This is a genomic window from Enterococcus sp. AZ078 (assembly GCF_051714985.1).
GTDB classification, from domain to species: Bacteria; Bacillota; Bacilli; order Lactobacillales; family Enterococcaceae; genus Enterococcus_B; species Enterococcus_B hirae.
Window position 1 is genome coordinate 2,043,971 of record NZ_JBIOSW010000001.1, and the last position, 21,073, is coordinate 2,065,043.

Annotated in this window: 14 protein-coding genes; 1 reads left to right on the forward strand and 13 read right to left on the reverse strand. The window is 37.0% G+C overall.

What is annotated here, in order from left to right; all coding sequences use genetic code 11:
• Window positions 1-39: 39 nt before the first annotated feature.
• From IGJ18_RS09585 to IGJ18_RS09625, 9 genes are all read right to left on the reverse strand, one after another.
• Entirely contained in the window at window positions 40-1,332 is a 1,293-nt protein-coding gene (locus IGJ18_RS09585; RefSeq protein WP_010737923.1) for a helix-turn-helix domain-containing protein, read from the reverse strand.
• A gap of 457 nt (window positions 1,333-1,789) precedes the next feature.
• A complete protein-coding gene (gene copB / locus IGJ18_RS09590; protein WP_081128003.1) occupies window positions 1,790-4,027 on the reverse strand; it encodes a copper/silver-translocating P-type ATPase CopB in 2,238 nt (745 codons plus the stop codon).
• A 28-nt stretch (window positions 4,028-4,055) separates the two neighbouring features.
• Entirely contained in the window at window positions 4,056-6,239 is a 2,184-nt protein-coding gene (gene copA / locus IGJ18_RS09595; RefSeq protein ID WP_438843268.1) for a copper-translocating P-type ATPase CopA, read from the reverse strand.
• Window positions 6,239-6,448: a copper chaperone CopZ gene (gene copZ, locus IGJ18_RS09600; protein WP_438843269.1), complete on the reverse strand. Its 210-nt coding sequence runs from the start codon at window positions 6,446-6,448 to the stop codon at window positions 6,239-6,241. The genes copA and copZ overlap by 1 nt, the downstream gene beginning before the upstream one ends.
• A gap of 16 nt (window positions 6,449-6,464) precedes the next feature.
• Window positions 6,465-6,902 carry a CopY/TcrY family copper transport repressor gene (locus IGJ18_RS09605; protein ID WP_010718491.1) on the reverse strand — a complete coding sequence of 146 codons (438 nt, stop codon included), beginning with the start codon at window positions 6,900-6,902 and terminating at the stop codon, window positions 6,465-6,467.
• 73 nt (window positions 6,903-6,975) lie between these two features.
• Window positions 6,976-7,515 (reverse strand): topology modulation protein, encoded by a 540-nt coding sequence (locus IGJ18_RS09610; RefSeq protein WP_438843270.1) that lies wholly within the window; start codon window positions 7,513-7,515, stop codon window positions 6,976-6,978.
• A gap of 94 nt (window positions 7,516-7,609) precedes the next feature.
• Window positions 7,610-9,070: an APC family permease gene (locus tag IGJ18_RS09615; protein ID WP_010718493.1), complete on the reverse strand. Its 1,461-nt coding sequence runs from the start codon at window positions 9,068-9,070 to the stop codon at window positions 7,610-7,612.
• Window positions 9,071-9,600: 530 nt separating this feature from the next.
• Window positions 9,601-11,661 (reverse strand): heavy metal translocating P-type ATPase, encoded by a 2,061-nt coding sequence (locus IGJ18_RS09620; RefSeq protein WP_438843271.1) that lies wholly within the window; start codon window positions 11,659-11,661, stop codon window positions 9,601-9,603.
• 385 nt (window positions 11,662-12,046) lie between these two features.
• Window positions 12,047-13,225 carry a carbohydrate binding domain-containing protein gene (locus IGJ18_RS09625; RefSeq protein ID WP_207427115.1) on the reverse strand — a complete coding sequence of 393 codons (1,179 nt, stop codon included), beginning with the start codon at window positions 13,223-13,225 and terminating at the stop codon, window positions 12,047-12,049.
• A gap of 315 nt (window positions 13,226-13,540) precedes the next feature.
• Between IGJ18_RS09625 and IGJ18_RS09630 the strand changes: the two genes are divergently transcribed.
• Window positions 13,541-15,010: a MarR family transcriptional regulator gene (locus IGJ18_RS09630; protein ID WP_342081830.1), complete on the forward strand. Its 1,470-nt coding sequence runs from the start codon at window positions 13,541-13,543 to the stop codon at window positions 15,008-15,010.
• Window positions 15,011-15,091: 81 nt separating this feature from the next.
• Here the strand turns inward: IGJ18_RS09630 and asnS are convergent, their stop codons facing one another.
• The 4 genes from asnS to IGJ18_RS09650 all read right to left on the reverse strand — a co-directional run bounded on the left by asnS (window position 15,092) and on the right by IGJ18_RS09650 (window position 21,016).
• Entirely contained in the window at window positions 15,092-16,390 is a 1,299-nt protein-coding gene (gene asnS / locus IGJ18_RS09635; RefSeq protein ID WP_010718497.1) for an asparagine--tRNA ligase, read from the reverse strand.
• 36 nt (window positions 16,391-16,426) lie between these two features.
• Window positions 16,427-17,617, reverse strand: a complete 1,191-nt coding sequence (locus tag IGJ18_RS09640; protein WP_053766602.1) for a pyridoxal phosphate-dependent aminotransferase — start codon at window positions 17,615-17,617, stop codon at window positions 16,427-16,429.
• Between the two features lie 19 nt (window positions 17,618-17,636).
• Window positions 17,637-18,158, reverse strand: a complete 522-nt coding sequence (locus IGJ18_RS09645) for a cell wall elongation regulator TseB-like domain-containing protein (RefSeq protein WP_010718499.1) — start codon at window positions 18,156-18,158, stop codon at window positions 17,637-17,639.
• 77 nt (window positions 18,159-18,235) lie between these two features.
• Window positions 18,236-21,016 carry a helicase C-terminal domain-containing protein gene (locus tag IGJ18_RS09650; RefSeq protein ID WP_438843272.1) on the reverse strand — a complete coding sequence of 927 codons (2,781 nt, stop codon included), beginning with the start codon at window positions 21,014-21,016 and terminating at the stop codon, window positions 18,236-18,238.
• Window positions 21,017-21,073: the final 57 nt, after the last annotated feature.

Sequence of the window (21,073 nt, forward strand, 5' to 3'; positions counted from 1 at the left end):
TCTTCTTTATTATAACACACCCTTTTCATATGATAAAAATCAATTTTTCGTATCAATCCAATAATCAATATCTGATAGTAGACGATCTACCCCAAAAGAAGGTTGGTAGAAATAAGTCTTTTGATGTTTACTATTATTTAATGGAAAAAAATGGTCCGTAATAATCAATTGTGCATAACTTGGAGGGATTGATCGAGTACAAACATGTATGGAGGTCCGTTTTCGATGTCGCAAGGTCTTATCCAGAACAGAAGCTAGGCGGCGCGCTTCCTCATGATCGTAACGAAAAAAAAAGACGATTTTTACTTCTGGTGGATAGATTTCCAGGTATCCTCTTTCTTGCAAAACTTTAAGTAAAAGTAGGCCCCATTCATACGATGGATATGTAAGTGCTTGTTGTAAAGCCATCCGGTATTGATAAAGTTTTTCATTAACATTCGGCACCAAACGCAAGCTTTCCTGATACTCATGAAATTCCTCTTTGACTACTCTTTCGTGTAGTCCAATTGAGTAACGGAGCCACTCTTGATAGATAACTCGCGTAATCGTTGTTTTATTCGTACTTTCAAATTCACTAGCCAACCAAAACAACGAATCCAATTTCTCTGTTAAGGTCATTAATTTTCGGTAGATTTTCGTTTCTTCAATTTTTTTCCAGTATTTTTCGATAATGATGTTGCAACTTAAACGAACGATACAGCGGTAATTTTTTTCGCGGACAGATAAACGTTGTTCGTGTCGGAATAACAACTCTGGAAAAAGTTCAAAAAAAAGCGTGCGATGTTCGTCTAATATTTTGATTTCGGCATTTTGGGCACGTGTCTCCAACAAATGGATAAATAATTCGGAAAAAGACTGTTCTGTATCCCCAATAAAAAAGAGGGGAAAATCTTTAAGAAAACAGAAAAAAAGATAGCGTATCTTTCTTTCAGAACCATAAAGTTGTTGTTTTCGATAAGAAAAAGACAAATGATATTCCCCCAGCCATTTTCTTAGACGCTCTTGTGAGGAGCGATCATACTCTTGTTGATACTCCGTGTTCAAAATCAAATCCTTCAATAAGCAAAAGGATGAGGAGTGGATCAGAAAATCAAACAATAAATAGGGCTCACTGTAGCCTTTATTATAAATCAGCTTTACGCTTTTTTTATGTTGAATCAGTTGGATCGGAAAATCTCCTTCTTCTAATCTTTTTAAATATCGATCGATCGTTTTTACATCAACTAATAGTTTTTCTGCTAGATCCGTTTTTTTCCACGATAAATCTTTCATTTGATGGATCAATATAAATAGATTTTGTACATTTTTTGACAATAATCTTTGCCACTTCATTGGCGTTCCCTCACTTATTTTTTACTGTGTGTTTCAGGAGTACGATCAACTATAGATTAATACATCTCCCTATATATAAATTACGAAAAAAAACATTTTTTCTTCTTTAATTCAAACGAAATTCATTAAATTCTAATTTAACAGATCGAAAAAGTTAACTACTGCTATTTTTTTCTTACCGTCACACATTGAACTGTGCAAAATTTCGTACAATGGGAACAACTATGGTTACTGATTATTTCTGGAATCCCTCTCTCAACCCTTCTCCTGCCATTTTTTCTTTTCATTTTGTCTACATAAATAAAAAAGACAATCTTTAACGACCTTTGCTAAAATTGATTCGCTGAAAAATAGCTGCTTGCCAGTTTTCATTTGAATAAATTTGCTTGTGTTTGTCCTTAAAGATTGTCTTTTTTCTATTCTTACACTCACTCGTTAATCAAGTAACGTTAACAACTTATTTTAAAGTTAGGGCGTTGAGTGCAACGACCACTGTACTTAGTGACATCAAGACTGCTCCCACTGCTGGGCTTAAAATAAGTCCGATCGGTGCTAAGATTCCTGCTGCTAAAGGAATAGCAATAATATTATAACCAGCGCCCCACCAAAGATTTTGGATCATTTTTCTTCTTGTTTCTTTTGCTAATTCTAAGAAATGCAAGATATCTTTGGGGTCACTGTTCGTTAAGACAACATCTGCAGAATCAATCGCAATATCAGTTCCTGCTCCGATTGCCATACCTATCGTTGCCCGTGCTAAGCTTGGCGCATCATTGATGCCGTCACCAACCATGATCACTTTTTTTCCTTGATCAAGATATCTTTGAACGATCGCCTCTTTGTCATCTGGCAGTAGACCACCGTAATATTCATTGATTCCAAGATATTCCGCTACTGCTTGGGCTGCTTTGGGGTTATCCCCAGTCAACATGACTGGGATAATATTTTTTTCTTTGATCGCTTGGATAAACTCTTTTGCTTCTGGTTTAATGACATCTCCTAGAGCAATCACAGCCACTAATTTATCCGAAACTACTAAAAAGCTGACAGTGTTTCCTTGAGCTTCATAGTTTTTTAATCGTTCAGGGTCTATTTTTAGTCCTAAACGTTTTGCTTCTTTTTCATTAATAATTTTAACATCTTTGTCTTCCACAGTTGCTTCTAAACCAACACCTGCTAAATTTTTTTGTTCCTGTGCTTGATAAGGAGTAATCTTTTTTTCTTTTAAATAATTCATTATCCCAATCGCTAAAGGATGATTTGCATGTGCTTCTAAAGCACCAATATATTTCAAGATTTCTTCTTCTTGATAAGCTTCATCTAAAATCTCAATACCAGTTACAGTAAATTTTCCTTGGGTCAACGTGCCTGTTTTATCTAACATGATCACATCTAGATCATTGGCTTGTTCCATCGCATTCCGATTTTTCAAAAGCAACCCATTTTTAGCTGCGATCGAAGTCGAACGAGCAACGACTAATGGAATCGCAAGTCCCAGTGCATGCGGACAAGCAATGATGAACACGGTGACCATTCGTTCTAGTGCATCTGGTAGATTTGCTAGGAAGAGCCAAGCAATAAAGGCGATGATCCCAACTACTAAAGCCACATAAAATAACCATTTTGCTACTTTATCTGATAGAAACTCTAATTTAGATTTTTCTCCTTGGGCTTTTCGTACCATCTCCATTACTTTTGCAAGGTAACCATTTTCGCCAGTACCTGTTACAGTAATTTCAATTGTTCCGTCGCCATTAATTGATCCACCAATGACCGAATCGCCCACTTGCTTTTTAACCCCTTTGGATTCACCCGTAACAGCAGATTCATCAACAATGGTATGTCCTTTGTCGATCGTCCCATCCGTTGGCATCTTGTCTCCAGCACGAACAATTAGACGATCACCTTCATGGACTTCTTTTAAAGAGACGGTTTCTTCAGTCCCGTCTTTTTTCAATCGTTTTACCGATTCAGGTAATAATTCTGCTAATTTTTGTAAAGCATCGCTGGCATTAGAGACTGCATTCATTTCGATCCAATGTCCCAATAACATGATTACGATTAACGTTGCTAATTCCCAGAAAAAATCCATGACATGTGTATGGGGGTTGATGAGGTTGGCTATAAAAGAATACACACTATAAACATATGCGACGGTAATCCCCATAGCAATCAGTGTCATCATTGCTGGACTTTTTTGTTTCAATTCCATTTTAGCTCCGCTTAAGAATGGTTGTCCGCCATAAATAAATAAAATCGTTGCCAGAACCAACACCACCCAATTAGAGCCAGGAAACGTCACTTGAAAAGGAAAGGACATCCCCATCATCGGTGAAAAAAGAATAATCGGAATCGCTAAAATCAGAGAAAGCCAAAATTTTTGCTTAAAGTTCCCCATGTGCATAGAATGATCCATTCCACCCATATTTTCATGACCCATGTGGCTATGATTCATTCCACTCATATCTTCATGATCCATATGGCTATGATCCATTCCGCTCATGTGTCCATGGTCCATCTGTTGGTGCCGTTCCATGTGTCCATGCGTATGGTGTTGATCCATATTTTCCATTTTTCCATGTTCCTGTAAATTATTCTTGGTATTCGTTTGTTCTACAGTTATTTTTTCCTCAGGATTCTTTCCAATAGCGCCCTTTTTATTTGTTTCATTCTCAGGATCTATTCCATTATTCATCTTTTTCCTTCCTTTCCTCTGAAACGATTTATTTGATCGTTTTTCGATTTAAGCTTAAAGAATTCAATAATACACTGATTGAACTAAAGGCCATTGCGCCACCAGCAATGATTGGGTTTAAAAAACCAAAGACAGCAAAAGGAATCCCGATCGTATTATAAATGAATGCCCAAAACAAATTTTGTTTGATTTTTTTTAATGTGGCAGCTGATAAAGAAATCATTTGATTGATAGAAGTTAAATGACTATTCATTAATGTCACATCGGCTGTTTCCATCGCAATATCGGTTCCACTTCCCATTGCAATCCCAACATCTGCTAAAGCTAGCGCTGGGGCATCATTGATTCCATCACCGACCATGCCAACTTTCTTTCCAGCTTTCTGTAGTTTTTCTACATAGTTGGCTTTTTCTTCAGGTAAAACTTCTGCAAAGATATGGTCAGAATCGATTCCTACTTGTTTGCCGATTGCTTGAGCGGCTCGTTGATTATCTCCCGTAACCATAAACACATCTACACCTTTTTGTTGTAGTTGCTCGATTGCTTGTTTTGCATCTTCTTTGATTTGATCAGCAACGGCAATCATTCCAAGAACCTGTTCTTCGTTGGCTAAAAACATCACTGTTTTCCCTACCTGTTCTAATTCTAACGCCTGTTCTTGAAATTCATCAAATGAAAGGTTCATTTCAGCTAGTCTCTTTCTAGTCCCAGCAAAATAATGAACACCGTTGATCGTTCCACTGATTCCTGCACCAGGATGAGCAACAAAATCAGTGATTGGCTGAGTTTTTGCACCGACTTTTGCACCATAAGCAACAATAGCTTTTCCTAAAGGATGTTCAGAAGCATGTTCAAGGGAATAGAAAAGGGAAATGATCTCTTTGGGACCGATGACATCTGTTACTTCTGGTCGGCCTTGTGTAATCGTTCCAGTTTTATCCAAAATAATACTATTTAGATGAGCGGCTCCTTCTAACGCTTCGCCACCTTTGATCAATATCCCATTATGAGCACCGACTCCTGTTCCTACCATGATGGCGGTTGGTGTTGCTAAACCAAGCGCACATGGGCAAGCAATGACTAAAACGGACACACTATGAAGCAATGCTAACTGCCAATCCTTCGTGAGCCATCCTGTAACTAATAGTGTCACCAATGCTAAAAACAAAACGATCGGTACGAAAATCCCTGAAATCTTGTCAGCAATTTGTTGGATCGGTGCTTTACTTCCTTGAGCATCTTCCACCATTTGGATGATTTGTGCCAACACCGTATCTTTTCCTATCTGAGAAACTTTTATTTGGATCAATCCATTGGTATTGATCGTTCCACCAAAAACCATATCTTTTTCTTTTTTCTCAACAGGTACACTTTCTCCTGTCAACATGCTTTCATCCAATGCACTAGCGCCAGCAATGATCCGTCCATCTGTAGGTACTTGTTCACCAGGACGAATCACTAAGATGTCATCGATCATGACCTCATCAATTGCAATCGTCTCTTCTTTGCCATCTCTTAAAACTTGTGCTGTTTTTGTCTGAAGGGACATCAACTGTTTGATGGCATCGCCTGTTTTACTTTTTGCTGTATGTTCTAAATACTTTCCAAGTAAAATCAAGGTAATGATCATACTGCTACTTTCAAAATAAAGATCATGGGAATGGCTAGGGAAAAAACCATTATAAATGCTTAATGCGAAGGCTGCAGATGTTCCAATCGCAACTAAGACATCCATATTCGGCGCCTTAGTTTTTAATGCATGATAGGCTCCTTTATAAAAGCGCCAACCTACATAAAATTGCACAGGCAAAGCAAAGAGCAACTGCACAAGAGGCAGATGGAAGAACGACACAATTGGTCCATGACTTCCAAGCATCATGGCAATCATTGCTAACATCAAGGGTAAAGTCAAGATCGCACTAAAGATAAGATCAAACTTCATTTTTCTTAAATAGGTTTGTTTCTCCTCAGCAATTTTTTGTTTATGCGCTTCGTCATATAAAATTGCCCCATAGCCGATATTTTCGACACTTTTGATCAATCTTTCTGTAGTAGTGTCGGTATATTTCACACTTGCCTTTTCAGTGGCTAAATTGACAGTAGCGGACATGACACCAGGTTGTTCATTTAGTTCTTTTTCGATTCGAGCAGAACAATTCGCACATGTCATTCCAGTAATGACAAATGTTTCCATTTTAGTATTCGTTGCCATCAAATCACCTCTGCTTGATAGCCTAATTCATTGATTGCTTGACAAATCTCTGTTGCTTGAACATTTGTTTCATCAAATTTCACAACGGCTTTTTCTTTTTTCAGCTGAACTTTTACTTTTTTGACACCACTGATTCTTCCGACCGCTTCTTCAATCCGAGCCACACAATGGTTGCAACTCATCCCTTTAACTGAAAATTCTTGTTTCATTCTTGTTTCCTCCTTATTACTGTTTCTTACATTCACATTGACCAGGTATACAATTACATTCAATCGTTTCGACTGGCTCTTTTTTATTGAGTTGTTTCATGATCTGCTGAATATCTTCTTGGGTCAATGTCGCTTCTTCAACCAAATCAGCAATTGTCGCACCGACTCTTTTTGCACAAATATGTGAAAAGAGATTTTCAGTAGCACTTCGAACGGTTTCCATCTCGGAAACAGCTGGATGATAAATAAATTTCTTTCCCTCTTGTTCAGTCCAAAGCGCTTCTTTTTTCACCAAACGCCCTAGAAGGGTTTTAACAGTTGCTACTTTCCAATCCATCGAATCAGCTAATATCTGAGTGATTTGTTGGGCATTTGCTTGACCTAAAGTCCAGATAACTCGCATGACTTCCCATTCGGAATCACTGATTTTAATTAATACTCTCTTTTCTTCCATTGGTTTTCCACCTCCATCGATTACATTTGTAAACTTAACTTCGATAATAGATTACGACTGTAATCGAAAATTGTCAACCAATGGGCTTATTTTTTTTCAACTGGTCAATATACTTTTGTCGATCACGTTTATTATCTAAAATGAGTAATTTATTTTTCACTTGCAATGTATCGATCAGTTGGAAGATTCGAGATTCATTCTTTCGCTTAAAACGCCAAACAAAACACAAAAAATCCAAGTATTCTTTATCCAACTTTTCAGTAAAGTCATTAGGCATGTCTGGTCTGGTCGCACGATCTCGCTTTCTTTTTAAAGTTCGTTTGATGACACGAGCCATTGCAAGATACGTTGGCACTCGTAATAAGATGATTTGATCTGCTTCTTGCAGTCTCTTCCTAGCAGTAGCAAGATAGTTTCCTTCGATGATCCAGTTCTCATGTTTAGCCATAAAGTTTTCTTGCTCTAGTTGAAACCAAACTTGTGCCTTTTCACTATAATCTGTACCATGCCATAAAAAATCTAAGGGTAAAAGAGGAATCTTTGCCGTTTCTTGAATAGTTCTTGCCAGTGTCGATTTTCCAGAGCCACTTTGTCCTAAAATTACTATCTTCATCTTATTCCTCCTCCACTCAAAACTTTTTCTTTTTTTATTTATGATAACATGAGGCACAAAAAAAGAGAGAAACGATCGTTTCTCTCTCAACTCATTATGTTTCAATCAATGTTTCTTTTACATTTTTATTTTTATCACGACGGGCAATCGCTGGTAAGATCATTCCCAACATGATCAAAATAATTGGTGTAACGACATTTGAGATCAACTGGAACCACCAAGCTTTAGGATCAGCCGCATACTCGACTTTGGGAACCATTCCCAGAATACAAGCAAAAGCGGTAAAGGCAAAACACCAAGCACCGAAAATAAAACCAACCTTTGGATTCTTCACGAATTTATACTCAGAAGTAAATTTCTTGTAAGCTTTATTCAACATCATATACGCTAAGAATACCCATAAATAACGCATAGGCATTACTACTGAATTTAGATTAGTCAACCATTTCACTAATTCGTTCATGTCTTTGATTCCAAAAATGGGTAGTAAAATGATGATGCTAACTAAAATCCCAGTCAATAAATAGCCATTGACGAGTGTTCCTTTATTGCTTCGTTTACGTAACCATGAAGGAACAAATTCTGGATCTGCATCTGCTAATAAAATTTTCAGTGGTGCATCGATTGAGAAGGCTAATGCGGAAATTTGACCAACCATATTTGTCAAAGCATAGATGATCATCAACGAATTACCAATGCCATAATAGTTGCCTAGGATTTGGAAAGCACTGTAAGCACCATTTGCCATTAAGTCTTTCGGAATATTGTCACTCGCAAATAACATTCCCATCGCTACAGAACCTAAAACCGCACAAACACCAACCATTGCAGCCAAGAAAATCATTCCTTTTGGAAATTCTTTGGCTGGATTTCTTGTGGAATTAACATAAGGAGAGATTTTTTCTGCCCCACCTACTGCAAATACAAGCATCGAAACGGTCGTAAAATAGCTAAAGTCAAATGTCGGGATGTATGTTTTGACCTGATTCATTCCTGTAGTAGCAAATTCCATATCAGTAGTAATAAATGGAGCTGTTACTGCCATCAAAATAAATAAAAGTGACATGACAAACATCGCAGTTCCTGCTAATCCACCAATGACCTTCAATGTGGATAATCCTTTTGTAGAAAGATACAAGAAGGCTAAGAAAATTACTAAGGAAATCACTGCTACCATTTGAACAGTCATTGTGTTAACAATATTTCCATTTCCTTGAACTGCCCATCCAGCAGCAATCAAAATTGCCTGAGGTTTTTGTGCAAGATAAGGAATGTGGACGACCCAATAAGTCCATGCAGCATAGTATGCCAACCGTTTATTTGATGTCGTATTTTCGACCCAAGAGCTGACGCCACCTTTACTGTCTTTAAATGCGGAACCAAGTTGCCCTACGATCAAGGCATAAGGGATAAAATAAATAGCAAGAATCAATAGCCAAGAAGTAACAACTGAGATTCCTTGTTGCGCATAGTTGTTTACTACATTCCCCATGCCCCAAACCATGTTGAAAGCAATGAGTGCTACGGTAAACCAACGTAGTTGTTTATCGTTCATCTGTTTTCTCCTTTTAAATTTTTTTAAATAAAATATTTATCTATTCACAATCATAAACAAATTCTTATCTATTTACAATAGTTCGTTATTTTATGTGTGTATATTTTTAATTTTCCCACACTGTTTTTCCATCTTTTTATCATTTAACACAAGATAACACCTTGTATAAATTAGTTAATCCCTTTCAAACTGAACGATGTAAAAGAATTTTCTAAAAATTAGATCAAATAGTTATTTTAATATGCTTACTTTCTAATCAAAAAACAACAATAGGTAGTACAATTCAAAAATCGTCGCTTTTACATAAAAAAAGAAATTCCCCTTTCATCCGAACAGTCATCAAGCTGACGAATAAAGGAAAATTTCTTTTCTATTGATCAATAACAAACAAAATACACCTATAGAACTTCATTTTAAACACGCATATAAATAGTTTGGTTAAAGATTTTCACTTATTTTCTGATAATCCTACTCCGTAGGCAAGAAAAGTTCACTTTAACGATGCTTGTGTTTAGATCAACAGTCGATCTTTAGAGTTTTAAACATCTCATAGCGTTTAAGACTGCTAGTACAGTGACACCTACATCAGCAAATACGGCATCTCCCATTGTGGCAATCCCGAATGCGCCTAAAATTAAGACAACACTTTTGATCCCGATCGCAAAGATAATATTTTGTTTAACGATTTTCAACGTTTTTCTTGATAAGCGAATAGCATCTGCGATTTTTCCAGGTTCATCATTCATGATCACTACATCAGCCGCTTCGATTGCTGCATCACTTCCAAGACCTCCCATCGCTATTCCGACATCAGCTCTAGCTAGCACAGGTGCATCATTGATTCCGTCACCAACAAACGCAGTCTTTTGCGATGCGTTCGTAAGGATTTGTTCTAATTTAGCCACTTTGTCTTGCGGTAAGAGCTCGCTATAGACCGTGTCGATTCCTAATTCATTTCCAATATGTGTCGCAATTGCTTGTGCGTCCCCGGTAAGCATCACAGTTTGTTTAACTCCAAGTTTTTTTAGTTTTTGTAAAGCTGCTTTTGCATCTTCTTTGATGGAATCTGCAATCACTATGCTTCCAACATACTGTTGATCAATTGCCACATATACTAAGGTACCAACTGCTTGATTTACTGGAAAGGCTATATTGTATCGAGTGAAAAGTTTATGATTTCCTACTAAGACTACTTTCCCATCCACAACTGCCTTGATTCCTTCGCCTAAAACTTCTTCCATTTGATCCGTGGGTAATAATGCTCCTTCATAATCAGCTAAAATCGCTTGTGCAATCGGATGTGTCGAATATTGTTCTACACTTGCAACATATTGCATGAATAAAGGTTCAACCATAGTAGTTTCAATTGATTGAACAGAAAAATCACCTTTTGTCAGAGTTCCTGTTTTGTCAAAAACCATGGTGTCTGTATGAGCTAATAATTCAAGGTAATTACTACCCTTCACTAATACACCCATTTTACTAGCTCCACCAATCCCTCCAAAAAAGCTTAAAGGTACCGAAATTACTAAAGCACAAGGACACGAAATCACTAAGAACGTCAAAGCTCGGTAAATCCATTCATCAAATCCTGTATTTGGTAACACAAGTGGTGGTAAAATGGCTAATAAAACAGCTAATACTACTACCACTGGCGTGTAGTAACGAGCAAATTTAGTGATGAAATTTTCTGCTGGTGCCTTTTTACTACTTGCATTTTCTACTAATTCGAGCAATTTACTAATGGTTGAGTTTTGATAATTTTTTTCTACTTCAACAACTAATGGTTGATTGATATTGATAAAACCACTTAATACTGACTCTCCTTCAAAAACTTCTTTTGGAACCGATTCTCCCGTTAATGCAGAAGTGTCAACTAATGACTGCCCACTGATGACTTTCCCATCTAATGGTACTCGTTCTCCTGGTTTGACAAAAACATGCTCCCCAATCATTACTCTTTCTGGCTGGGTTGTCACCAATCCAGCTTCTGTTTCAACATGAGCCACTTCTGGTCGAATCTCCATCAATGCACGTATCGATTTTCTTGATTGGTTGACTGCAAAGCCTTGGAAATATTCACCTACTTGATAAAACAACATGACCGCTACTGCCTCTGGATATTCACCAATCAACATCGCACCGATCGTTGCGATTGCCATCAAAAAATTTTCATCAAACAATTGACCTCTCGTAATGTTTAATGCAGCTTGTTTAATAACATCAAAACCAATAAATAAATAGACAAGTAAAAATCCAATAAAACGAATCGGTTCAGCTGGAGCCCAAATAAACAAGCCTAATAAGCCAATAGCTGATAGGACAATACGAATCAGATCCCTTTTTTCTTCATTTAATGTCGAAGTCACTTCTTCCATCTCTTTTACCTCAACTTCTGGTTCTAATTCCTTGATCACTTTTCTAGTTTCAGTTTCGATTTCACCTATCTTATCCTGATCTGCGTCAATCGTTAATTTACCTACAGCAAAGTTAACATTTGCTTGCTTTACCCCATTGATTTCGTTGATTCTTTTTTCAATTTTCATTGCACAGTTTGCGCAATCCAATCCTTCTAATCGATAGCTTTTCATGCTCTGACCTCCTCACTTTAAACATGAACGTTTATTCATGTATAATTATATATGAGTGGTCACTCATTTGTCAAACTAATACTTCTTCTATTTTTTATCAATCAAAAAAGCATTACCTTTACAATAAAAAAAGCGACTCATAAAGTGAAAACCATATCATCCATTGTAAGAGTACAGGAGTGTCACAAATAAAAAAGAACTGAACAACGGAATCTACACTTGTCCTTACCCGAACTAATCCATACCTAATAGCTATCTTATCAGCAATAAAAAAAATAAGCATTTCTCCTATTTGATTAAAACTCCCCCACTAGCCAAACGAGTGAGGGAGTTTTTTTATTGTTGTCGTATCTCTTCATCCTAAGCGATATCTATTTTACTGGGATTATTCCACTTCTATAGTCGCTAGTAGTTGTTGGAAACTATTCGTAGTACTTGTTCCTGGTCGATTACCTACTAATTTAACTGAAATGATATCGCCAGCAACCACGCCTTTACTGTAAGTCACCCGAACAGTCTCATTCATTTTTTTGACTGATGAATAGTAAGCTTTTCCTTTATAAGTTTCCGCGATATATGCATCATTTTTATAAAGTACGATTCGATTGTCTTGCTCAAATATTTCTCGATCAATATCCATCACTACTTTATTTCCAACTACTTGAATATCTTTCACGATCTGATCATATTCAGTCGCTGCTGATTCCAATTTTTTCTCTACTACATAGGTTTCTAACAATACTTTACCTGCAGAGCTTTGACCAGGTGATCCAGGCGCTAAATAAACTTCAATTTTTTCACCTTTGTTGCCTTCAAACCCACGACGTATCTTTACTAGTTCGTCTGTTATATCTTTATAAGAATAGTATGCTTTACCATTATACGTTTCAAAATAATAGTTACCATCCAAATAAACCATCAGGCGTTGTTTGCTATTAAATTGTTCTGGCGTTAAGTTTAAGTAGATATATGGTTGGTGACTTTCTACTCCAACAGATAACAAAGTATTTTGGGATATGTCATCTTCTGATTGGATATCGATATTTTTAAAAGTTGCCCAACCATTTCCCGTAGAAGAAAAACGGATAATATATGTATTGTCTTTTTCTGGTGTCGTAAAAGTAAACGAATGTCTTTCCCATTGTTCATTATTATGTGCCGATTCTTGTAAAGAAACAAATTCTTCTCCGTGATTCAATGTACCAAACTCGACTTTACCCGGAAAATTTTTACTTCCCGCAGCGTCATAAGAAAATGTGTAGGTCGTGTTGGGTTGTAATTTCACATATTGATGGATATTTTCGCCCAACATTGCTTTCACATAAGAAACCCCATTTTCAGTTACCAGTGTTGGATTGTTCGATTCTGGGTTTGACACGATCCAATGATCCAAACCAGCGCTAAAATCCCCGTTACTGATAATCGAGTCCTCAACCACTTCTTTCAAGTTATCACTGATAGTAATAGCTTCCTTACCTATGGTTGTTGCATGTACGCCTATAGAAGTTCCTAAAGACAGACAGGCAATGCTTGCGACAAACAGCTTGTTCATGTTATTTTTCATTCTATTTTCCCCCACTAATTGATTTCTGCTGTTACGATTAGGTAACGAGACTCATTCTATATTATCTCTGGAGATACTCTTTTATTTGCCTTGAATTTTCATGAACATTTTATTTTAAAGATCCTTTTTTACACAAAAAAAGAAATAAATCGCCAAATCCCCATTTTTCATCTCTCTATTTAGCAATCCTGCTAATGTTTACTAATTTTTTGGAATTGTCCATAATTTTTTTTTCCAAAAAAAGAAATTATCATTGCCGATAGCAGCTATTTCATTAGTACAATCCTTATAACGAGTAAGGAGGTTCCAACCAAGATGAAAGCGATATTATCCAAAAAACATTATATCCAATTAATTATTTTAGAAACATATTTAGCAAATGGACAAGTGACCGTTCAACAACTAGAAGAAACAACCCAAGCAACCAAGCAAACGATTCTTAAACAATTGAATGAGCTGGAAAATCGTGGCTTTTTTCAAGTGGAAAAGAAAAAAGATCATTTATTGCTGAGAAAAAATAAACCAATCAGCTATAGTGAAGTATACAGTTATATTTATCAAGATTCTGTACAGATTCAATTTATTTCTCTGGTTTTTTCTTGTCCGTTTATAACAACTTCGGAAATTTTAAAAAAACTAAAAATCAGTAAATCTCAATTTCGCCGTATCAAAAAACAAGTAGCTGATTTTTTGAACTGCCATGATATTTGTCTGACTGACTCTCCTTTCTACTTTACAGGAGATTCATCTAAACTACATCAGTTTTTTTATGTCTTTTTTTCAGAAAAATATCACGCTAATACTCAATATATTCTTCCGAAAGAACAATTAATTCTTGATCAACTGTTGCAAGGATTTACCGAATTGCCCAACTTCTCTACTTCTCGAGAACAACAACGATTAAGTAGCTGGATCTGGGTGATTATTAAGCTTAGTGTCCATATCCAAAAATCAACGACTTATTATAAATCAGCGGATAAAAATGCAATATCCTCAGCAACTTTACCATTTGATGATTCACGAATCGTCATTGATTATGCACACTTCAAAGAAGTATTCAAGCTTTCATATACGGGTGATGTCCAATCAAATCTCTTAACATTTCAGTCAATGATGAAAGAACCAAAGCTTTCACTAGAAATGCAAGGGAAAAAGCAATCCTTGATTCAGTTGACAACTGAACTCTACCAGCTATTTGGAGAAAATAAAGAAATTGAGCTCCATTATTCGATCGATCAATCACTAACTTTGTCTGGAAAAATCAAATATTTGTTAAATGATCAAAAAAAAAGATTTGTGATTGAATTTTTTAAGCAAAATGGGCGCTTTTCTGCCCATACTGCTAACCGACTGTTACAAAAATTGATCACTTTCAGAAATGAAATAAATGATGATCCTTTATTTTATGAATGGCTCTATCTTACAATTATCTATGATAAACACTTAAAGGAACTTATTAGAAAAAATCAACAGAAGAAAAAAATTGGTCTTGCTTTTACCTACGACCAAGTACATAGTGAATTACTGATTACGCTTCTTAAAACGAAATTGAATGAGTACGCAGTTTTTGAAATCATTGATGTCCAAGATTCTGTAATGAACGATCAAAATGCAGATTCCATCGATTACTGGATTTCTAATATTCCAATAGCTCCTCAGAAAAACTGGCTACTTTTAGACAATTATCCTTCGCTAAAAGAGATTCGTACCTTAGAATTGCTTCTTCAGCAATCAACGATCCAACCATTAATCGAAGCTTTAAAAAAGCCATTACCAACTGACTAAGTTATAAAAAAACTGCAGAAAGTTAACCTCCTAAGAGGCCACTTTCTGCAGTTTTTTGTGGTTGAACCAGCTATTTCATTTTTATGGATAGATACGGTTCAACAAACGTGGGAATGGAATTGCTTCACGCACATGGTCGATACCTGCGATCCAAGTAACTGTTCGCTCTAAGCCCAATCCAAATCCAGAATGTGGCACTGAACCATATTTACGCAAATCAAGATACCAAGAATATTCATTTTCGTCTAAACCATGATTTTTGATCTGTTCTAATAAGAATTCATAATCCGTTGCCCGTTCACTACCACCAATGATCTCACCGTATCCTTCTGGTGCGATCATATCGGCACAGATCACTACATCTTCACGAGTTGGATGTGGTTTCATATAGAAAGGTTTGATTGCTTTTGGATAATTCAAGATAAATACGGGTTGTTCAAATGAATTGGCAATGAATGTCTCATGCGGAGAACCAAAATCATCGCCCCACTCAATATCATCAAACCCATTTTTCTTCAATAATTCAATCGCATCATCATAAGAGATACGTGGGAATGGTAACTTCGTATAAGTTTTCAATACTTCTTTGTCTCGTTCCAAGACATCTAATGCGTAATCACAGTGATCCAATACATTTTGTACTAAGAAAGCAACATATTGTTCTTGGACCTCTAGACTTTCTTCTTGATGTGTAAATGCCATCTCAGGTTCAATCATCCAAAATTCGATCAAATGACGACGTGTTTTTGATTTTTCTGCACGGAATGTTGGACCAAAGGAGAATACTTTACCAAAAGCCATCGCTGCAGCTTCCATATATAATTGACCACTTTGTGATAAGTACGCTTTTTGGTCAAAATAGTTCGTTTCAAATAAGTCAGTCGTTCCTTCTGGTGCAGAACCAGTTAAAATTGGAGGATCGATTTTGACAAAGTTATGGTTATTAAAGAACTCATATGTTGCACGAATAATTTCATTTCTGATTTGCATGATTGCATGTTGTCTGGAAGAACGTAACCATAAATGACGGTGATCCATCAAAAAATCAGTTCCATGTTCTTTAGGTGTGATGGGATAATCATGACTTTCACTGACAACTTCGATTGTCTTAATCCCGATTTCGTAGCCAAATTTTGAACGGCTATCTTCACGGATTTCTCCGGTCAAGATGATTGATGTTTCTTGGTGAAGATTTTTCGCTAATTGAAATACTTCTTCTGGAACTTCACTTTTCACAACTACTCCTTGAAAATAAGCTGTTCCATCTCTTAGTTGTAGAAAAGCAATTTTTCCGCTTGAACGTTTATTTGCTACCCAAGCGCCAATCTTTACTGTTTCTCCTACATGATTTTTCGAATCAATGATTTGAATTGTTTCCACTTATGACTCTCCTTCGCTCTACCTTAATTATTAGGATTATATTTGACTTTTACTCTCAATAAATTGCGCAATACGTCGGACTGCTTCTTCCAAAGTTCCAAGATCCGTTGCATAACTTAATCGCACATTTTCTGGCGCACCAAACCCTTCACCAGTTACTAAAGCAACACCCGTTTCCTCTAATAGATCTTCTACCCACTTCGTGACATTCTCATAACCGCACATAGCCAACGTTTCTTTTACATTCGGAAACAAATAAAAAGCACCTTGTGGTTTATTAAGTGTCACTCCAGGTAAGTTTGAAACAAGTGGATATAAGATATTTAGGCGTTCTTCAAATGCCAGGCGCATTTCTTCCACTGGATCTTGCTCACCAGTCAACGCTTCAATCGCAGCATATTGGCTGACTGCTGTTGAATTACTTGTTGATTGAGAAGCAATTGCAATCATCCCATCGATGATTTCTTGGTTCCCCAAAGCATAGCCGATTCTCCATCCCGTCATTGCATAAGTTTTTGAGACCCCATTGATGATGATCGTTTGCTTACGAATAGCTTCAGAGATTGTTGCAATTGGAGTAAACTCATTGCCATTATAAACTAAACGTCCATAAATATCATCTGCAACTATCAAAATATCATGTTTGACAGCCCACTCTCCGATTGCTTGCAGCTCTTTTTGATCATAGATCATTCCTGTCGGATTCGAAGGAGAATTGATGATCAATGCTTTCGTTTTAGGGGTTCGTGATGCTTCTAGCTGGGAAACAGTTATTTTAAATCCATTGTTTTCCTCGCCTTTAACAAATACTGGTCGACCTTCTGCTAATTTTACTTGCTCTCCATAACTTACCCAATAAGGTACTGGGATGATCACTTCATCTTCAGGATCTAAAATCGTCTGAAAAAGGGCATATAACGCAAATTTTGCACCATCCGTTACAATTGTTTGAGAAGGTTCATAGGTGATCCCATAATACTCCTTGATATAATCGACAATTGCTTGGCGTAGTTCAGGAATCCCTGCGCTCGGCGTATAGTAACTTGCTTTGCCGTTTCTAATTGCCTGAACCGCCACTTCTTGGATATTTTCGGGCGTTGCAAAGTCAGGTTCTCCGACCGTTAGACTTAAGATATCTTTTCCTTGTGCCTTCAAAGCTTTTGCTTTTGCTGCTGCAGCAAGCGTCACAGAAGGTTCTAATTGTTGTACTCTTTTTGACAGCTTCATCCTACTCATCCTTTACAAATTATATTCCAGTGATAGTTTTTATTTCTTTCCCTGACTCGAAAGAAAGCAAATAATAATTGAATTGATCCTTTGAATTTTTTCCAACAACTTCCCAGACAGCTTGATTATCGTACATTCCTAGTGAAGCTTTTTCGATTTGGACTTCTGGATGAGCTTGAGCAATTTTTTCTTTTGCTTCTTGTTCAGTTATCCCATCTTTTTGAGCTAATACTTTGACCTTTTCGCCCGATTTAGGAATAATGACCGCAATTTCTTGCCCTTTATCGTTTTTACCAGTCAAAGAAAAGTAAGTATGATTCCGAGTAAACCAATAAAAGTGATCTGCTTCTTCAAGTCCTGCGTATTTTTTAGCAATCTCAATTGCTTCTTGTTTGGCTTGCATCCTTGGGCGGCTCGCACGTAAATAAAAAATCGAACTAAATACGATGATCGCTAATAAAGCGATAATCAACCCTAGTAATACATGATTAATTGTTTTTTCTTTCGGAGATTCTTGCTTTTGTTTTGATTGTTTCTTCAAGGATCGTCGCTCCTTTTATATTCGCTAAGTTTTATTATAGCAGATTTTTCATGCGAAAATAGATTGTCTGAAGAAGTTTATTCTTCGTTTTTCTTTAAGAATTTTGGGATATCTTTGCAAATATCGTCCAATGTTTCTTCTTTGATCGTAATATTCTTCGGTAAGGCCTGCAAGATCCGATTACTGTATTTCGCAGACAGTAATCGACGATCCAGAATCAATAAAACGCCTCGATCTTCTTCACCACGAATCAATCTTCCTAAGGCTTGTCTCAATTTTAAAGCAGCTTTAGGGATCGATTCTTGATAGAATGGGTTGATTCCTTCTGATTCAAGGTAGGTATTCCTTGCCTTCACCATCGGTCGTAACGGATTGTCAAAAGGTAAGCGGGTAACCACGACAATCTGTAAAGCATCCCCCGGTAAATCCACACCTTCCCAAAAACTATCAGCTCCAAATAAAACACTCATTTCAGACAGCATGAATCGTTTCAACAATTTCTGTCGGCTACCGCCGATCCCTTGGGCTAAGATTTCCCGTCCTTGCTCTAACATGGATAAATGAATCGTCTGATAAACTTTTTGTAAAATATCATGTGACGTAAACAAAACCAAGATTGGCCGCTTTTCTTGTAAGATCAATTGAGACAACGTCTGAGACAAATAGTCCACGTATTGTTGCTGATCAACTTGACTAATTGACGGTGCTTCTTTGGGTACATAGATACGGGCTTGTTTTTCGTAATCATAAGGAGATGCGATCACTTTCAATGGTGTACCTTCAATTCCTAAACGTTTCGCAAGATACTGGCGATTCGGTCCCACTTTAAGCGTGCCGCCAATATATAAAATATGCGTGTAGCGCGGATACCAAACTGTTCTTTTCAGTGAGGCTGCCTTGAAATCGTGAAGATGAAAAATCGTTTGTTGCGCCGTTTTGTTGGGAACAAACCAATGGATCAAATTTTCATGCCAATCTTCCAGCCACTGTTCCATCAAAGTTGCTTGCTTTTCCATTTGATCGAATAATTGATAAAGAGTGGCTAAATCAATGCGCATTTGTTTCGTCCAGCTTTCTTGAATGATTGTCAAACTTAAGCGCATTTGGTCTTGTAGTTGTTTGATTTCACGATAAAACACATGGAGATGGTCAATTGCAAGGCTCGACTCAAATGGTAACTGCGAAAGCATTTCTTGAGTAATCATCATTTCTTCTGGATACTGACCGTTTGTTTGCTTTGCCGCAAATTGATTCAGTCCTTCTGCCAGAAAAATTTGCGCTTCGTTAAGTGCGTTTAACTCCTCTTGGTAAATCTCTAACCAACGTTGAACTTCGTGGTTTTCTGGTAAATACGCTTTGATCCGGTCAAACAAATGATCCGATTCGTTAAACTGTTGGATTTGTTTGAAAAAATACGCAATACTTAAGCGGCGATCATTGACTTTCTCTGCAATATCAGGCAAATGATGCGCCTCATCGATCAATAAATATGGACTCTCTGGTAACAATGGTCGCTTTCTTTGGGTTTCTTGGACTAAAAAAGCATGATTCACAATCAAAAAATTGCTTTGCTGGATCTTTCTCTCTAAAAAACGAACAAAATCTTGTGCATAAAACGGCTGATTTTTAGCTAAAAATGAAGTCCCCCGATGGGCAATCTCACTAAAGAGAAGATGATTCAAGTTGGTCAAATGCAATTCGTCTAAATCACCGGTTTTCGTTTGAGTCAACCAAACAAGGATTGCCATTTGGTAAAGTAAATACTGTTTTTGTTCTTTTGGCGCTTCAAGGGTCGCTTTGAACCTTTGCAAATCGATATAATGGCGATAACTTTTAATCACTGTTGCTTGAATCGGCTGATCCAACAATTGATTTAACAATGGGATATCTTTCTCCAAGATCTGCTGCTGGAGTACCAGTGAGACAGTACTGATGATCGCCGGCTTTTCAGGAGTGGCTAAATAGCTGAGTGGGAGTAGATACCCGATCGTTTTTCCCATTCCAGTAGCGGCTTCAATCATCAAATCTTTGGATTCATCTTTGGTAAAATGGTCGTATACTGCATTCATCAAGCGATTTTGTTCCTTACGATACATCAATGTTTTCCCAAATATCTTTTCTTTAGCTTGTTTCTTTCTAGGATAAACTTGCTCATTGTAATGAATGCTGGTATAAAGATCTACTTCTTTTTTTTGCAAAGCTAACCCATCGATTATCTCTAATTCTTCGTTTAACGGCTGAGGTTGTTCTCTCATCTCTTCCATCACACTTTGAATAAATCGACTTGTATCCATTCCAGTTTGCCCACTTAATGCATAAATGGCTTCTAATGTGACTAACGGTAAACGGCGCATCCGTTCTTCAATCAATAGAAGAAGTTGGGCAGTCACTTCGGCATCACTATCAGCTTGGTGTGGGTTTTCATGAATAAAGCCTAGACTCTCTGACAGATCAACCAATCGAAAACTTGGCTCACTTGGCAAGAAGATTTGAGCTAATTCAACAGTATCGATGCCAGGAATCTTTAATCCCGGTGTTTGGCACCTTAATAGCTCCTGATTAAGAAAGTTATAATCAAAATAAATATTATGAGCAACAAAAATCGTATCCGCCAACAGATTATAGATGGTTGCGGCCACATCTTCAAAATAAGGTGCTTGTTGGACACGACGATTGGTAATTCCTGTCAGATGTTGGATTTGTTTGGAAATCTTGCGTCCGGGATTAATATCAATCGAAAAACGAGAAGTGATTCGACCACCTTCAATCATGACACATCCAAATTGGATAATGCGATCTTCTTTTGGATTTGTCCCAGTCGTTTCAATATCGACAACTGCATAAGTTTTTGATTTCAAATTTACTTCCTCTTCTCTTGCCTTTAAATGTTCTCTTGCGATTATACTACAATCACA

Coding starts and splice junctions, on each gene's coding strand:
- IGJ18_RS09585 (WP_010737923.1), bottom strand. CDS start 1,332: ATGAAGTGGCAAAGATTATTGTCAAAAAATGTACAAAATCTATTTATA.
- copB (WP_081128003.1), bottom strand. CDS start 4,027: ATGAATAATGGAATAGATCCTGAGAATGAAACAAATAAAAAGGGCGCT.
- copA (WP_438843268.1), bottom strand. CDS start 6,239: ATGGCAACGAATACTAAAATGGAAACATTTGTCATTACTGGAATGACA.
- copZ (WP_438843269.1), bottom strand. CDS start 6,448: ATGAAACAAGAATTTTCAGTTAAAGGGATGAGTTGCAACCATTGTGTG.
- IGJ18_RS09605 (WP_010718491.1), bottom strand. CDS start 6,902: ATGGAAGAAAAGAGAGTATTAATTAAAATCAGTGATTCCGAATGGGAA.
- IGJ18_RS09610 (WP_438843270.1), bottom strand. CDS start 7,515: ATGAAGATAGTAATTTTAGGACAAAGTGGCTCTGGAAAATCGACACTG.
- IGJ18_RS09615 (WP_010718493.1), bottom strand. CDS start 9,070: ATGAACGATAAACAACTACGTTGGTTTACCGTAGCACTCATTGCTTTC.
- IGJ18_RS09620 (WP_438843271.1), bottom strand. CDS start 11,661: ATGAAAAGCTATCGATTAGAAGGATTGGATTGCGCAAACTGTGCAATG.
- IGJ18_RS09625 (WP_207427115.1), bottom strand. CDS start 13,225: ATGAAAAATAACATGAACAAGCTGTTTGTCGCAAGCATTGCCTGTCTG.
- IGJ18_RS09630 (WP_342081830.1), top strand. CDS start 13,541: ATGAAAGCGATATTATCCAAAAAACATTATATCCAATTAATTATTTTA.
- IGJ18_RS09640 (WP_053766602.1), bottom strand. CDS start 17,617: ATGAAGCTGTCAAAAAGAGTACAACAATTAGAACCTTCTGTGACGCTT.